This is a genomic window from Brasilonema octagenarum UFV-OR1, assembly GCF_963888615.1.
Taxonomy (GTDB): Bacteria; Cyanobacteriota; Cyanobacteriia; order Cyanobacteriales; family Nostocaceae; genus Brasilonema; species Brasilonema sennae.
The window spans coordinates 20570-35811 of record NZ_CAWPKW010000249.1 but is presented as its reverse complement, the minus strand read 5'-3'; the positions used below and the strand labels follow the sequence as shown (position 1 = coordinate 35811).

17 protein-coding genes, 1 pseudogene and 1 riboswitch are annotated in these 15242 nt (G+C 42.7%); of the genes and pseudogenes, 17 read left to right on the top strand and 1 reads right to left on the bottom strand.

The window, feature by feature from the left end:
* The first annotated feature begins 28 nt into the window (after positions 1-28).
* The 16 genes and pseudogenes from secY to rnc all read left to right on the top strand — a co-directional run bounded on the left by secY (position 29) and on the right by rnc (position 12511).
* Complete coding sequence (secY, locus tag AC5590_RS20250; RefSeq protein WP_169265244.1) at positions 29-1336, top strand: preprotein translocase subunit SecY; 1308 nt, start codon at positions 29-31, stop codon at positions 1334-1336.
* Positions 1336-1890 (top strand): adenylate kinase, encoded by a 555-nt coding sequence (locus tag AC5590_RS20245; RefSeq protein ID WP_169265243.1) that lies wholly within the window; start codon positions 1336-1338, stop codon positions 1888-1890. Before secY ends, AC5590_RS20245 begins: the two co-directional genes overlap by 1 nt.
* Before the next feature lie 205 nt (positions 1891-2095).
* Entirely contained in the window at positions 2096-2320 is a 225-nt protein-coding gene (infA, locus tag AC5590_RS20240; protein WP_006276978.1) for a translation initiation factor IF-1, read from the top strand.
* 141 nt (positions 2321-2461) lie between these two features.
* Positions 2462-2575 carry a 50S ribosomal protein L36 gene (rpmJ, locus tag AC5590_RS20235; protein WP_010998333.1) on the top strand — a complete coding sequence of 38 codons (114 nt, stop codon included), beginning with the start codon at positions 2462-2464 and terminating at the stop codon, positions 2573-2575.
* A gap of 98 nt (positions 2576-2673) precedes the next feature.
* Positions 2674-3054: a 30S ribosomal protein S13 gene (gene rpsM / locus AC5590_RS20230; protein WP_169265242.1), complete on the top strand. Its 381-nt coding sequence runs from the start codon at positions 2674-2676 to the stop codon at positions 3052-3054.
* Between the two features lie 56 nt (positions 3055-3110).
* Entirely contained in the window at positions 3111-3509 is a 399-nt protein-coding gene (rpsK, locus tag AC5590_RS20225) for a 30S ribosomal protein S11 (protein WP_169265241.1), read from the top strand.
* 1057 nt (positions 3510-4566) lie between these two features.
* Entirely contained in the window at positions 4567-5514 is a 948-nt protein-coding gene (locus tag AC5590_RS20220; RefSeq protein ID WP_169265240.1) for a DNA-directed RNA polymerase subunit alpha, read from the top strand.
* A 92-nt stretch (positions 5515-5606) separates the two neighbouring features.
* Positions 5607-5957, top strand: a complete 351-nt coding sequence (rplQ, locus tag AC5590_RS20215) for a 50S ribosomal protein L17 (RefSeq protein ID WP_169265239.1) — start codon at positions 5607-5609, stop codon at positions 5955-5957.
* A 73-nt stretch (positions 5958-6030) separates the two neighbouring features.
* Positions 6031-6858, top strand: coding sequence for a tRNA pseudouridine(38-40) synthase TruA (gene truA / locus AC5590_RS20210; protein WP_169265238.1), 828 nt, complete (start codon positions 6031-6033; stop codon positions 6856-6858).
* A 41-nt stretch (positions 6859-6899) separates the two neighbouring features.
* A complete protein-coding gene (rplM, locus tag AC5590_RS20205; RefSeq protein WP_169265237.1) occupies positions 6900-7361 on the top strand; it encodes a 50S ribosomal protein L13 in 462 nt (153 codons plus the stop codon).
* Positions 7361-7774 (top strand): 30S ribosomal protein S9, encoded by a 414-nt coding sequence (rpsI, locus tag AC5590_RS20200; protein ID WP_169265236.1) that lies wholly within the window; start codon positions 7361-7363, stop codon positions 7772-7774. Before rplM ends, rpsI begins: the two co-directional genes overlap by 1 nt.
* Before the next feature lie 171 nt (positions 7775-7945).
* Positions 7946-8185 carry a 50S ribosomal protein L31 gene (gene rpmE / locus AC5590_RS20195; protein ID WP_169265235.1) on the top strand — a complete coding sequence of 80 codons (240 nt, stop codon included), beginning with the start codon at positions 7946-7948 and terminating at the stop codon, positions 8183-8185.
* Between the two features lie 104 nt (positions 8186-8289).
* A complete protein-coding gene (gene prfA, locus AC5590_RS20190) occupies positions 8290-9390 on the top strand; it encodes a peptide chain release factor 1 (RefSeq protein WP_169265234.1) in 1101 nt (366 codons plus the stop codon).
* A gap of 826 nt (positions 9391-10216) precedes the next feature.
* On the top strand, positions 10217-10969 hold the full coding sequence (locus AC5590_RS20185; protein ID WP_169265233.1) for a phycobilisome rod-core linker polypeptide: 753 nt from the start codon (positions 10217-10219) through the stop codon (positions 10967-10969).
* A gap of 393 nt (positions 10970-11362) precedes the next feature.
* Positions 11363-11719: pseudogene (locus AC5590_RS20180) on the top strand (Swt1 family HEPN domain-containing protein); the annotation flags it as partial.
* Between the two features lie 114 nt (positions 11720-11833).
* On the top strand, positions 11834-12511 hold the full coding sequence (gene rnc / locus AC5590_RS20175) for a ribonuclease III (protein ID WP_246163308.1): 678 nt from the start codon (positions 11834-11836) through the stop codon (positions 12509-12511).
* 16 nt (positions 12512-12527) lie between these two features.
* On the opposite strand, the gene AC5590_RS20170 is transcribed toward rnc, so the two are convergent.
* The gene (locus AC5590_RS20170; protein WP_169265232.1) at positions 12528-13721 is read right to left on the bottom strand and encodes a sensor histidine kinase; all 1194 of its coding nucleotides are present in this window, start codon (positions 13719-13721) and stop codon (positions 12528-12530) included.
* A gap of 252 nt (positions 13722-13973) precedes the next feature.
* Positions 13974-14165, top strand: a riboswitch (cyclic di-AMP (ydaO/yuaA leader).
* Between the two features lie 96 nt (positions 14166-14261).
* Here AC5590_RS20170 and ntrB point away from each other — a divergent pair.
* The gene (gene ntrB / locus AC5590_RS20165; protein ID WP_169265231.1) at positions 14262-15113 is read left to right on the top strand and encodes a nitrate ABC transporter permease; all 852 of its coding nucleotides are present in this window, start codon (positions 14262-14264) and stop codon (positions 15111-15113) included.
* The last annotated feature ends 129 nt before the right edge of the window (positions 15114-15242 follow it).

Sequence of the window (15242 nt, the reverse complement as noted above, 5' to 3'; positions counted from 1 at the left end):
CCTCGCTTCACGATTCAGGTAGCCCTCTATGATCAGTCGAGACAAAGCTCCAACGGCTCAAGAAACTTTTATGCAGATGGCGCAAGCAGCAGGTCTGCGAGGTCGGCTGCTTCTGACATTAGGTATTTTAATGTTGATTCGTTTGGGCATACATTTGCCCATACCAGGTATTGATCGAGATCGATTTGCCCAAGCCCTTCAAGGGAATAACCAAATCTTAAGCTTTTTGGACATCTTTTCCGGAGGTGGACTTTCTGCTTTGGGAGTCTTTGCCTTAGGGATTTTGCCATACATCAACGCCTCGATTATCATCCAATTACTTACCGCTGCCATTCCGGCTTTAGAAAATTTACAGAAAAATGAGGGCGAAGCAGGACGGCGGAAGATTTCTCAAATGACACGGTATGTTTCTGCGGGTTGGGCAGTTATTCAAAGTGTCTTCTTGGCATCATTCTGGCTTAAGCCCTTTGCCTTTCACTACGGACCAATTTTCGTCATCGAGACAGCGTTAGCTCTCGTCGCAGGTTCGATGTTTGTGATGTGGGCATCAGAAGTGATTACAGAGCGTGGTGTAGGGAACGGCGCATCTTTGTTGATTTTTGTCAACATTGTGGCAACACTGCCAAAAGCTCTAGGTGACACAATCGATTTTGTACAAGCCGGAAACCCAGCGGGTCAAGTTATTGCCCTATTGCTGCTTTTCCTAGTGACAATTGTTGGTATTGTGTTTGTGCAGGAAGGAATCCGTCGTATTCCGATTATTTCAGCGCGTCGCCAAGTTGGAAAACGAATTTTTGCAGAGCAACGTAACTACTTACCCCTACGACTTAATCAAGGGGGCGTGATGCCAATTATTTTTGCGGCTGCAATTTTAAGTTTGCCAATGTTGGTAGGGAATTTTATCAAAAATCCAGAATACTCGAGAATTATTAACACCTATCTCGTACCTGGAGGTTCTGGGGCTTGGGTGTATGCTCTTGTCTACCTAGTTTCTATCGTCTTCTTCAGCTACTTTTATTCATCATTGATTGTCAACCCAGTTGATGTAGCACAGAACTTGAAGAAGATGGGTTCTAGTATTCCAGGTATTCGTCCAGGAAAAGCAACGACTGAGTACATTGAGCGCGTACTGAATCGATTAACTTTTTTAGGTGCTATCTTTCTGGGTTTGATTGCTATTATCCCTACTGCCGTTGAAAGTGCTTTAAATGTACGAACCTTTAGAGGGCTAGGTGCTACCTCTTTGTTAATCTTAGTTGGTGTAGCTATTGATACATCAAAGCAGATTCAAACTTACGTTATCTCTCAGCGCTATGAAGGGATGGTGAAACAGTAGTGACACGAGTAATCTTCTTGGGACCACCTGGAGCTGGTAAAGGAACTCAAGCTAAAACCTTAGCTGACAATTTGAATATTCCTCATATTTCTACTGGTGACATACTGCGTCAAGGTCTAAAAGACCAAACTCCTTTGGGTGTCAAGGCTCAAACTTATATGGATAAAGGTGAGTTGGTTCCCGATCAACTTGTGGAGGAAATGGTGCAGGAACGTCTCAAGCAGGATGATACGAAATCAGGCTGGATTCTTGATGGCTTTCCCCGCACTGTTAATCAAGCAGTTTTTTTAGGGGAGTTACTGCGAAAACTGAACCAAAATGGCGAAAAAGTCGTCAATTTGAATGTGCCAGATGACACAGTAATAGCACGGTTACTAGAGCGAGGCAGAAAAGATGACTCAGAAGAAGTCATCCGTCGTCGCTTAGAAGTTTACCGGTCTGAAACGGCACCTTTGATTGACTATTACAGTAGTCGTCAGAGTCTCCTCAGTATAAACGGTAATCAGTCCCTAGAAGAAGTCACTGCTGAATTAAAAAAGGTCATTGCGTCTTAAAAGGGGGGAGTGGGTGAGAGGTAAGAAGTGACAAATGTTTCCCAATTCTTTGTACCTAGCACCCTATTCCCTATATCCCAAGCAGATGTATGTAAATATTGGATAAAATATATTAATGAAGTGTTGATATATTCTCCGAAATATGTTTTTTGCAGACTATAAGTAGCTGTAACAAAGTAGGAGGCTGTTGAGTTGAGGAAAAAACTTGTCTAAACAAGATTTGATAGAGATGGAAGGCACGGTCACCGAATCCCTGCCAAATGCAATGTTTCGTGTTGATTTAGATAACGGCTTCAATGTATTAGCTCACATTTCTGGCAAGATTCGCCGTAACTATATCAAGATATTACCCGGCGATCGCGTCAAAGTAGAGTTAACGCCTTACGATCTGACAAAAGGCAGAATTACTTATCGATTACGTAAAAAATAGCTCATTTTTCAACTATTGTTCGGAATGAATTCTCACTTATGTAAAAAATGATACTATGGCAAGCTGAAAAAAAACAATGAATTTTACTGACTGATTAATCATAAAATGTTATAATTCAATATTTGGAGTCAACAAAAAGCCATGAAAGTCAGAGCGTCTGTCAAAAAAATCTGCGAAAAGTGTAACGTGATCAGGCGTCGTGGTCGCGTTATGGTGATTTGTGTCAATCCTAAGCATAAGCAGCGTCAAGGATAACACAAGGAAAAACTGAACACTCATCAGGGAAATTTATTCAAATAACTGCTGAGTGAAAAAAAACACTACTAGTTTGAAGGAATAGGGAGAGACGAGTTGTGGCACGTATTGCCGGAGTAGACCTTCCACGTGATAAACGTGTTGAAATTGGTCTAACTTATATCTACGGAATTGGGTTATCTCTTTCAAAAGAGATATTAGCAGCCACGAGTGTCAACCCTGATACTCGTATTAAAGACCTGAGTGATGCTGACGTAGCAGCTCTGAGGGGAGAAATAGAAGAGAACTACCAAGTAGAAGGTGACCTAAGGCGCTTGGAAGCAATGAACATCAAGCGCCTAATTGAAATTGGTACTTATAGGGGTCGTCGCCACCGCATGGGCTTACCTGTGAGAGGACAAAGAACTCGAACTAACGCCAGAACTCGTCGAGGAAGACGACAGACAGTAGCTGGTAAGAAGAAAGCCCCATCCAAGTAATTGTTTTTGTGCTGAATTACAGCAATACTTAACCTTAATATTTAACCAAGTGCGATATGGCGCGACAACAAAGTGCAAAGAAATCCGGCAGCAAAAAGCTAAAACGTAATGTTCCAAACGGGATAGCTTACATTCAGTCTACTTTCAACAATAGCATTGTTACCATTAGCGATCAAAATGGAGATGTTATCTCCTGGGCAAGTGCTGGATCTAGTGGTTTTAAGGGAGCAAAAAAAGGTACTCCTTTTGCAGCCCAGACCGCAGCTGAAAGTGCAGCACGTCGAGCAATGGATCAAGGAATGCGCCAAATAGAAGTCATGGTCAGTGGTCCTGGGGCTGGTCGAGAAACAGCTATCCGGGCACTTCAAGGAGCCGGACTAGAAATTACATTAATTCGGGATATTACCCCGATTCCTCATAATGGTTGCCGCCCACCCAAGCGCCGCCGAGTATAAAGACAACTTATGAAGCGGTGACTCCAGCGCGCATGAGGAGTGTTTCCGCTCTCACGGCGACGGGCGTTCCCGATAGCCGTAAGGCGTGGCGTTAGCCATAGGGTGAAGGTGAGAAGTTTGAGAAAACGCTAGTTGCATAAGGATTCTACGAAAGGCACCGACTTGAGAGAGTTTCCTTTCGTCCTATTGAGCAACTTCCCCCTGAAAACTTGAAACTTCAAAAAACAAAACACCATCACTCTCCGTTGGCAATTCTTGGGATCAAACTTCACCATCATTGGACATACAGTTTGATAAACCTCGTCGTTTAAGAGGTCATTAAGTAAATTCGAGAGGGCAGAGCCGCATGGTGAGCGCAAGCTCCAAAAGGGTAACCCGAAGGCAAGCAACTAGCAAAAGGCTTTGCCGACTTGAAAGGACTACTTGTACAACTTCCTCTGAGTATGAAAATAACCGTTTCATCAAGGGTACTGGTGTGCAACTGTTTGTCCTTGCCACTGTGTTGTGGTTCGGCAGGTGCTCTGTGCCAGGTTTAGTGTACGTTTGTGACTGGTGTAAGCCCTATGCCTACGGCATAGGGCTTAGAACATAGGAGAAACCCGCATGCAGTTGGTGCTCGTTAGAATACAACTGGGATCATTCACAAACCTAGTGATACGTAGTGAATGTGAACCAAACCACCCTCAGCCTTAGCAGAAGGGTAGCTGAACTACGAAAAACTACGATATTCAGCGATGAGATCCATCGGCAAAACTACCCAAAAAACGTCTAAAAAGGAGCATACCGAACCACAGCCCAGGCTCGACTTGAAGAGGTTTCCCTTGGACGGGTTTGCTGACTCTGGCCAACTGGTGAAACCAGTGCGGCACCTATGTTTCCCTCCTGGCAGATCTGAGTCTTGTGTTGGGTTTACCCACATAGGACACTGGCGAATCCCTAAGAGCGTCGGACTGCCCCTTGAGAACGCTGGTAAAGACGGTTTTCACGACAATGAGAGTGTCACCCAAGACAATAAATTTATCTGCTAGCAAAACCTTATATGAAGGGAGGCGACCCTATGGCGCAGTTTCAAATTGAATGTGTAGAGTCAAGTACTGAAGACAATAGGAGTAATCACAGTAAATTTGTCTTAGAACCCTTAGAGCGCGGTCAAGGTACGACCGTTGGCAATGCCCTGAGACGGGTATTACTTTCTAACCTAGAGGGGACAGCTGTAACTGCAGTTCGGATTGCAGGCGTGTCACACGAGTTCGCCACCGTTCATGGTGTGCGAGAAGATGTGCTTGAAATGATGATGAAAATGAAAGAAGTTATTCTTAAAAGCTATTCCTCTCAACCCCAGATTGGTCGCTTACTCGTTACAGGTCCAACAACAGTCACTTCAGCACATTTTGATTTGCCTAGTGAAGTAGAAGTGATCGACCCAACCCAATATATAGCGACTGTCGCTGAAGGTGGCAAGCTAGAAATGGAGTTTCGGATTGAAAGAGGCAAAGGATATCGAACTGTAGAGCGGGGTCGTGAAGAAGCCACATCTTTGGACTTTCTCCAAATCGACTCAATATTTATGCCAGTGCGCAAAGTCAACTACAGCGTTGAAGAAACTCGTGGAGATAGTGGAATACCAAAAGACAGATTGTTACTGGAAATTTGGACAAATGGTAGTCTGACCCCTCAAGAAGCACTCTCCTCTGCCGCTACTATACTGGTGGATTTGTTTAACCCGTTGAAAGAGATCTCGCTCGACATACCAGATGTAGGCGCAGAAATCCCAGACGATCCAACTGCTCAGATTCCTATCGAAGAGTTGCAACTGTCAGTACGAGCTTATAACTGTCTCAAACGAGCACAAGTAAACTCGGTAGCTGATTTGTTGGATTACACTCAAGAAGACCTATTAGAAATAAAAAACTTTGGTCAAAAGTCAGCTGAAGAAGTTGTTGAAGCCTTACAGCGACGCTTGGGGATCACTTTACCAACAGAAAGAGCTAATAAACACGCCTAAAACTGGTTATTCGTTAGTAGTAAGTAATTAGTCAAACAACTAACTACCAACTAATAACTACCAACTACCAACTAACAACTAACACAAAGATTATGCGTCACCGTTGTGGAGTCAAAAAACTCAGCAAACCAGCTGACCAACGTCGCGCTCTGTTGCGAGCGCTCACCACTGAATTAATTCGTCATGGACGAATTACTACCACTTTAGCCCGAGCTAAGGTAGTACGCTCTGAAGTGGACAAAATGATTACTCTTGCGAAAGAGGGTTCTTTAGCAGCACGCCGTCAAGCCCTCGGTTATATATACGACAAACAACTGGTTCATGCTCTGTTTGAGCAAGTTCCCACACGGTATAGCGATCGCCAAGGAGGTTACACCCGTATCCTGCATACCGTACCACGTCGGGGTGATAATTCTAAGATGGCAATCATCGAACTCGTCTAAACAGATGAAGGCACTTATGCTGAAGGATCAGATGAAAATTTTATCCTTCTAACTTCCGCCTCAAGTTGATTTTATGTTAAGTAGCCACCAGCCTACACAAACTTGTCGAGTCGCCCTGGTCATTCAATACCTGGGCACTCATTTTCATGGCTGGCAACGCCAACCGCAACAACGCACTGTCCAAGAAGAGATAGAAACAGCTCTTTCTCATATCCTAGGTCATCCAGTCACGCTGTACGGCGCAGGGCGAACTGATGCTGGAGTTCACGCTGCTGCTCAAGTGGCACATTTTAATGTCACAAGTCCGATACCAGCTTACAAATGGGCAACCATTCTTAACAGCTATTTGCCCAAAGATATACTAATTCGAGCCTCCGCACAAGTAAATCACAATTGGCACGCTCGCTTTAGTGCTATTTATCGACGGTATCGTTACACGTTCTATACTGAAAAGTTACCGAACTTGTTTGCCAGCGCTTTTAGTTGGCATTATTATCACGAACCTTTGGATGAATCTCTCATTCAAGCAGCACTGGAACCTTTGATTGGAAAGCATCACCTAGCTGCTTTTCGTCGAGCAAACTCAGCACGCCAGCATTCTTGGGTAGAAGTACAAGCAGCAGAGTGTTATCGCACTGGACCATTTCTTTATATTGAAATTCAGGCTGATGGATTTTTGTATGGTATGGTGCGGCTATTAGTAGGAATGTTGGTACAAGTTGGTTGCAGACAACTCACCCTAACTAGTTTCACCGACGTTTGGAAAGATCAACGACGTCAAGAAGTGAAATATGCCGCACCTGCTCACGGGTTATGCTTGTTGCGAGTCGGCTATCCTGATTTCCCGTTTCCCCCAGAGATTTGGTTTGAGACCCAACCCAAATTAATCTTTGGTCAATAAGGACTAAAGACAAAGGACTAAAGACAAAGGACTAAAGACAAATGACAACAGACAAAACATATCTTCCTCCTCAGAAAACTATGGAGCATGATTGGTACGTCATAGACGCTACTAACCAACGCCTCGGTCGCTTAGCAAGCGAAATCGCTATGGTTCTCAGAGGGAAAAATAAACCCCACTATACCCCTCACATGGACACAGGTGATTTCGTCATCGTTGTTAATGCTGAGAAAATAGAAGTGACAGGTAAAAAACGCACACAAAAGCTTTACCGTCGTCATTCCGGTCGTCCTGGTGGAATGAAGACCGAAACCTTTGACAAGCTACAACAACGTTTGCCAGAAAGAATTGTGGAACATGCCATCAAAGGTATGCTACCAAAAAATAGCTTGGGACGTCAGTTGTTTACTAAGCTAAAAGTTTACGCTGGACCAACTCATCCCCATGCAGCACAACAACCAAAAGAGTTACAAATTCAGACCATTCCAGGAGTAGAAAATTAATGCAAGCAGCAGATAATAGCGGTCGTGCTATGTATTGGGGTACAGGTCGTCGTAAATCGGCGATCGCGCGGGTTCGCTTGGTTCCCGGTACTGGACAAATGATTGTCAATGGCAAACCAGGAGACCTTTACTTCCAATTCAACCCAAACTACATTTCCCTAGCCAAAGCACCTCTAGAAACTCTTGGCTTGGAAAACGAATACGACATTCTTGTCAAAGCTGAGGGTGGCGGTTTAACTGGACAATCAGATGCAGTTCGTTTGGGAGTTGCTCGTGCGCTTTGCCAACTCGACCCAGAAAACCGTCCACCTTTAAAAATCGAAGGCTACCTGACTCGTGATCCACGAGCAAAAGAGCGCAAAAAATACGGTTTACACAAAGCTCGTAAAGCACCTCAGTACTCCAAGCGTTAAGCAATTTTGGATTTTTCCCGCACCCTTGACGCAGATAAATGTTTGTGAGTTAGCGTGCACCAGCCTTGATCAGCGGTTGCTATGATCATCAAAAAAATCTAAAATCCAAAGTTCTACAACCCCTGAAAACCTGAAAGTTATAATTGGTATAGATAGACCACGGAAAGAAAAATGGCGAAACCAGAAATTCATCCCCAGTGGTATCCAGATGCAAAAGTTTACTGTAACGGTCAACTAGTGATGACTGTTGGCTCTACTAAGCCAGAATTGCACGTAGATGTTTGGTCTGGAAACCACCCCTTTTATACAGGTACTCAGAAGATAATTGACAGCGAAGGTCGCGTAGAACGCTTCCTGCGTAAATATGGCATGATGGAAGGTCAATCCAAAGGCGGAAGAAGGAAAAAGTAGCAGCTTAGCTTTAGCTGTTAACAACGACCCTGCATCAGCTGGGTCGATTGTTGTATTTAATGCTCAAGCGAATTTGCTATTTTTAAGGAGTGACTGTATCCGTCATGGCTGAAACATATCTGCTGGAGAAACTAAAATCCGTTGAACAAACTTTTCATGAATTGACTCGTCGCCTTGCCGACCCCGATACTGCCAAAAACCCTGATGAGTATCAAAAAATCGCAAAGGCACGCTCTTCTTTGGAAGAAGTGGTAGATACCTACGAAACCTGGAAAAACGCCCAGGAAGAATTCGTAGGGGCGCGTCAGGTGCTCAAAGAATCTCAAAGTGATCCAGAACTGCAAGAAATGGCAGCCCTGGAAGTTGAAGAACTTGAGCAAAAAATAGAACAGTTAGAAAATCGCTTAAAGATTTTGCTACTACCCCGTGATCCTAATGATGATAAAAACATCATGTTGGAAATTCGTGCGGGTACTGGTGGTGATGAAGCAAGCATTTGGGCTGGTGATTTAGTACGTTTGTACTCAAAGTATGCTGACAGCCAAAGTTGGCGTGTGAAGTTAGTCAGTGAGTCCTTGGCGGAAATGGGCGGCTTTAAAGAAGCTATTTTGGAAATTCAAGGCGATAGCGTATACAGCAAGCTAAAGTTTGAAGCTGGAGTGCATCGCGTGCAGCGTGTACCGGTCACTGAAGCTGGGGGACGGGTTCACACCTCAACAGCAACTGTGGCGATCATGCCAGAGGTGGATGATGTAGAAATCCACATTGATCCGAAGGATATTGAAATGAGCACAGCTCGTTCTGGTGGTGCTGGTGGACAAAACGTCAACAAAGTGGAAACAGCCGCTGACTTGTTCCACAAACCCACTGGTATCCGGATTTTCTGTACGGAAGAACGCAGCCAATTGCAGAACAAAGAACGGGCAATGCAGATCCTGCGGGCAAAACTGTATGAGATGAAGTTGCGAGAACAACAAGAAGCTGTGACTTCTATGCGGCGATCGCAAGTCGGTACAGGATCACGTTCTGAAAAGATTCGCACTTATAACTACAAAGATAACCGCGCCACCGACCACCGCTTAAATCAAAACTATTCGCTCAACGCAGTTCTAGAAGGGGAACTTGAACACATTATTCAAGCTTGTATTTCTCAAGATCAACAAGAACGCTTAGCAGAACTCGCTGCTTCCGGTGCTAATAGTTAATATTTAGGGTTGCTAGTTTTTTTTCCATTATAGGACTTATGCACAAGAGATCCTTCGACAGAGTTAAAATGGGGGCTTTTAAGATTCCCTCCTTTTGAAGCGGGAATCGGGGTTTCGGCTTTTGAGTCCGTAAGTGCTGCATTAATAACTAGCTACGGCCTTTTAAATATCATGAAAAACCGCTTTTGTGTCTTACATAAAGCAACACAACAAGCGGTTTTCTAATGCGTTGTTTGGAATCAATATATCAAGCAATATACTCGACATTACATTGGAACCGTATTTATAGCGCTTCTGGTTTGAGCCAGATACAATCGCTTTAGTGTATAAACCAACCAATGCAGCAGATATACTCTATCTATGGTAACATATAATACAATAAATATACGCTTCAAACTCCCCATGCATATGCTGTTTTGACAATTTGTAGCCAATAAAGTCACATAGGAAAACTTTGTTATTTAACCATCAACACTTGTTGCACAGAATGAACTTTTTATTATTTGCGGGTTAGAGACCATGTTAATTCTTTGTTTCATGTACCAACTTGTGGCATTCTGTATTTAGAAGCTAAGATGCTTCTGAGCGAGAAGCTTTTGAACTTTGAACAGCTTGCAGCATCTTTGATACTCATCAAAATCGAGATGCACCCAAACAAAACGTGCCAAAGTGATGTCATCTCCATGAGATGAAAGCATTTAATTATAAGGCTTTCATCTAAATATTAAGGAGTGTAATGTTTTATCATATTCCTGAAAACTTTAGGTCACTTTACCCTTATGATGAGGAAAACTTGTAAAGTTTAGTGAGAAGGAAGTTATTAAACGTGGCTATTCCTCTGCTAGAGTATGCGCCTTTAAGTCAAAATAATCGTGTTACTGGCTACGAAATTCCGGGTGATGAACAGCCTAGAATCTTCTCCACTGACAATTTACTTTCTGCGACTGACCTAGATAACTTAATCGAGGCAGCCTACCGTCAGATATTTTTCCATGCTTTTGCCTCTGATCGGGAGCGTTTTTTGGAGTCGCAGCTCCGCAGTGGACAGATTACCGTCCGTGAGTTTATTCGTGGATTGTGCTTGTCCAAAACCTTCACTGGTAGCTTCTATAACCTCAACAGCAACTACCGCTTTGTTGAGCATTGTGTTCAACGAATTTTGGGACGTGATGTTTACAGCGAACGGGAAAAAATTGCTTGGTCAATCGTGGTAGCAACCAAAGGTCGGGCTGGCTTCATCAATGATCTGCTCAACAGCGACGAATACTTAGAGAACTTTGGTGACAGCATTGTTCCCTATCAACGTCGTCGGGTTCTGCCCTCAGGAGCCAGCCAATTGCCATTCAACATCAAGTCTCCGCGTTACGATGAATACCATCGTGCGCAACTCGGCTTCCCCCAAATAATCTGGCAAACCATTGTACGTCGCTACACTCCACCCGACAAGCAGGCTAAAGCCGGTGATCCAGCTCTGTTTGCATCAATGGCTCAGAGTATTAATCCAACAGGTAATCCTCCGCAACGGATCTCGCCTTATAACATTGATTACGAGAAAGCAGTGCCTTATCGCCGCCGGTAATTACGGCTGGTCATTTAGCAAGCACGATACAACGTGACTGCAATCTTCCAAAATAGAGGAGTCAGAATTCAGGTGCTAGGGTTTAGAAAATGTATTTCTGAATCTTGAGTTCTTAAATCTGGCTCCTTATTTGCTCTAGATCATTTTTCGGCTGATTATTTTTTTGAAGAAGCGGCAATATTATCAATCAGGACTTACGCAACAATAACGTAGTTGCACCCGTTGCGACGAGGAGTGCGCAATCTGATAGTCAAGTTCATTCGGAACTCATGCGTAAGTCCTATCAATGTATTCATAATTATTAAACTTTTTTACAGCACTAAATTATAAAAATTAAAGAAGATAAATTCAAGAAATCTCCTAAAAAATACTACTTGAAATACATAGATCGCTGTGACCAACCACGAACAAGTTAGCAAAAGTTTAACTCTTTTAAATCAAGGATTGTACCCTTATGTAAAAAGGGAGATGCAAAAAGTTTATGGTGAGCGCTGGCTAAGAATTATCTCATCATCTATGTCTGATAACTCATCCATAAAGCTTAGCCCAGAAGAGATTCTAGGTAATGATGTTTTTACTTTATTAAAAGTCATTATTGGACAGTGGAATCAGGTATTCAGCAAAAATTTAGGTTACGCTGAGGGAGCTTTAGTGAGTGAACTCATGGAAGTTACTAACAGTTGGGCGGATCAATATCATTTTTCAACTGAAGACACTTATCGCACTTTAGACACGATCGCTCGACTCCTGAAAGCTATCTCTGCACCAGAAACAAGTATTGTAGAACTTGACTTGCAAAAAGTCTTAAAAAGACTTTTTTCTAAACAAGCCGAAAAAGACTCCAACACAGAGACATTGGCTGACATTGTCAAACACCAAAACTTTCAGAATACTTCTCTTTTAATCCGTGCGCTGACACACCGTTCCTATGTCCATGAAAACCCGCAAGAAGGTGAACACAACGAACGTCTGGAGTTTCTTGGTGATGCTTTGCTGACTTATTTAAGTGGCGAATACCTTTATCGTCGTTACCCAGAAAAGGGAGAAGATGAGTTAACTCGTCGGCGTTCTGCACTGGTTGATGAAAAGCAACTAGCAAAATTTGCAATTGAGGTTGGTTTAGATCGCAGAATGCGGTTAGGTAAAGGTGCAACTTTAGAAGGAGGTTACCAAAATCCTAATTTACTCAGCAGTACTTTTGAAGCAGTCATCGCCGCTTACTACTTAGACAACAATTATGATAGTGAAGCAGTACGTGCTGTTGTGGAACCGTTGTTTGACTCTGTTCCTGAGAGTATTGTGGAGTTTCGCTCAAATGTAGACTCTAAAAATCGCTTTCAAGAATGGGTGCAACGCAATATCACTCAAATACCACCCAAGTATGTCACAGTTCAAGTAGGTGGTTCTTCTCATGCTCCAGAGTTTGTAGCTAAAGTAGTTGTGGGAGAGAAAGAGTATGGACAAGGTAAAGGGCGCAGTAAGAAAGATGCTGAGAAGGCTGCAGCTGAGAACGCGCTAGCTAGGCTAGAAAAATCAAAGTAAATGTCAGATATACACCTCACACTTCTACTTTTAACGGTAAAGTCACAGTGAAAGTAGAACCTACTCCTATTTGGGAGACTAAGCTAATTTCACCTTGCAACAGTTTTATCAGCCGTGAAACGATTGCCAAGCCCAAGCCGGTACTATTGGGAAGGAAGGATTTACTACCAGAACCAATGCGAAAGTAAGGTTGAAAAATCTGTACTTGATCTTCTGGCTCAATTCCAATTCCAGTATCTGAAACTGCAACACTCCACTTGCTAATGTCTAAAGTTTCACACTTGATTTTTACCGTTCCTGACTCTGTGTAGCGAATCGCATTACTAACAAGATTTGTTACAATTTGCTGTAATCGTAACGGGTCTGTTACAACTTCGTCAGGAGCACGGTTGCAATCAATAACAATTTGTAATTTTTTTTGAGTAGCCAAAGGCTCCAGCATTTCGTAGACATTTATAATTAATTCATACACCTGAGTTGGTTCTGGTTCGAGTTTCATCTGCCCTGCATCATAGCGAGAAATCTCCAGTGCATCGTTAATCAGGTGAATTAATTGTCTCCCACTGCGTAACACGCGGTCAATATGTTCTAGATGGCTAAAGGAATTTTTTTCCTCTGATTTTTGGCGTTGTAAGCGCAAAAACAAATCTGAGTAACCAATAATCGAAGTTAATGGGTTTTTGAGTTCGTGCGCGAGATACGATAAATTATCTTGATTTGCTCGCACTAAGCGAGTTAATTCCTGATTATTAAGGGTTAACTGATTGTGCAGCTGCTCTAGTTCTGTTAATCGCTGTTCTGTGTAACTTTGGAAACAATAGGCTATTGCTTCATCTAACACCATATCAATCAAATGCACGGCTCGCATCACTTCTTTTGCTGATGCTTTCAGGAATTCCGGTTCTAAAGTGACAAATATGGTGTTACGCAAAAGCCGATACTCTAGTGCAATTTCTGCTGCATCGAAACCTTGTTCAGCCCTAAGAATCCCATGCTCTAAACTTGCTTGAACTAGGGATTGAACTTCATCATCTTGATATTGAGAAAGCACAGTTGCTAGAGCCAAGAGGACATGATCAAGATGATTTTCAATAGCTGTACGGCTTAGATGATTGGTGCTGAAAATCTTTTTATCCCGACGAACAGCTTCCACCCATTGTTTCATAATCCTCTGAGTTTGATCCCGCAGCAATTGACTAAAATCTTTCATCACTTATGGGTGGATAGACATACAAATAGAGTAAATCATTCTATGATCTACATCCTAAGCATAGGAGTATTACATTGTCTTTACTAAAAAGATGTAATAATTAGAAATAAAAATACATAATATCCAAATCATCTTTATTCATCTAAAAATAAATGAATTTCCTTTCTAAGAATACTTGTTTTCTAGCCAAAAAAAGTATATCCTAGGGTTGCTTGACGCCATTGTTTGCTGGTGTTACATTTATCATAAATCAGAGTAAGTCAGCCTAATCCAATGAATTGCATTGCATAAGTTGGAGCGGAGGAACCAAAGTATGGGGCGTATCTTACTAGAAGAAACAAACAGTAGATGTATCTTTTCACTTGTTGTTTTTTCCTTCTATCAGAGGGGTATCTCTCAACCCTAGCCCGTCAGCTAACTTCGTAGGCAATGAGAGGAGACTGAAGAGACAGCATGATTGTAATGTTGTGATCTCATCAGTATCCTTGGCTGGTACTGCTCGGACTAATTGTACCTGCGTGAAGTCTGTTGAGGTCATCAATGGTGTTACAACTAAACGTAGCTGCCATTTTGGCGGTTGCTAGTCGAACAGCTTGGAAACGCGCTAAACCCGTTATTGTACGGGACGCTTTCTTGCTACCTTTGGTTGGTTTTTTGGGCGTTATTGTTGTCTGGTGGATTATTGCCCTTGCCAATCATGAGTTAATGCCCACGCCACCTGAAGCATTAGCAGCAAATTTAGATTACATCCTGAACCCATTTTTTCAAAGAGGACCAGGTAACTTAGGTATTGGCTGGCTATTAATCGCGAGTATTCGTCGGGTTTTATTAGGTTTTACTCTAGGTGCTTTAGTAGCTATTCCTGTTGGTTTTCTCATCGGGATGTCAAGAACGGCAATGATGATTCTCAATCCCGTTATCCAAATCTTCAAGCCAGTATCACCTCTAGCATGGCTTCCTATTGCTCTAGCAATCTTTAATTTGGCAGATCCATCGGCAATCTTTGTGATTTTCATTACTTCTCTGTGGCCAACAATTATTAACACTGCTTTGGGAGTTTCCAGTGTTTCCAAAGACTATATAGATGTAGCACGAGTTCTAGAAATGCCCGCTTGGCGAAGAATTACAAAAATCATTTGGCCTGCAAGTTTACCATACATTTTTACAGGTTTACGAATTAGTATAGGCATTGCCTGGTTAGTTATCGTTGCAGTAGAAATGCTCACAGGTGGTGTTGGAATTGGCTTTTTTGTCTGGGATGAGTGGAGTCGCTTGAACCTCAATTCCGTTTTTCTTGCTGTTCTAGTGATTGGCTTAACAGGACTGTTGCTTGATTATGCCATAGGCAGAATACAAGCTTTTGTCACTCGTCGCCCGGTAACTTCAAATTAGGTTTTCATCAGCGGTCAGTCATTGATTATATATGGTGCGTTCCACTGCATTATCGCACCACCATATTATTACCTTTGATGAAATCTGACCTTTTTCAATAGCTAATGAATTGTGTGGGGTCAGACAGAT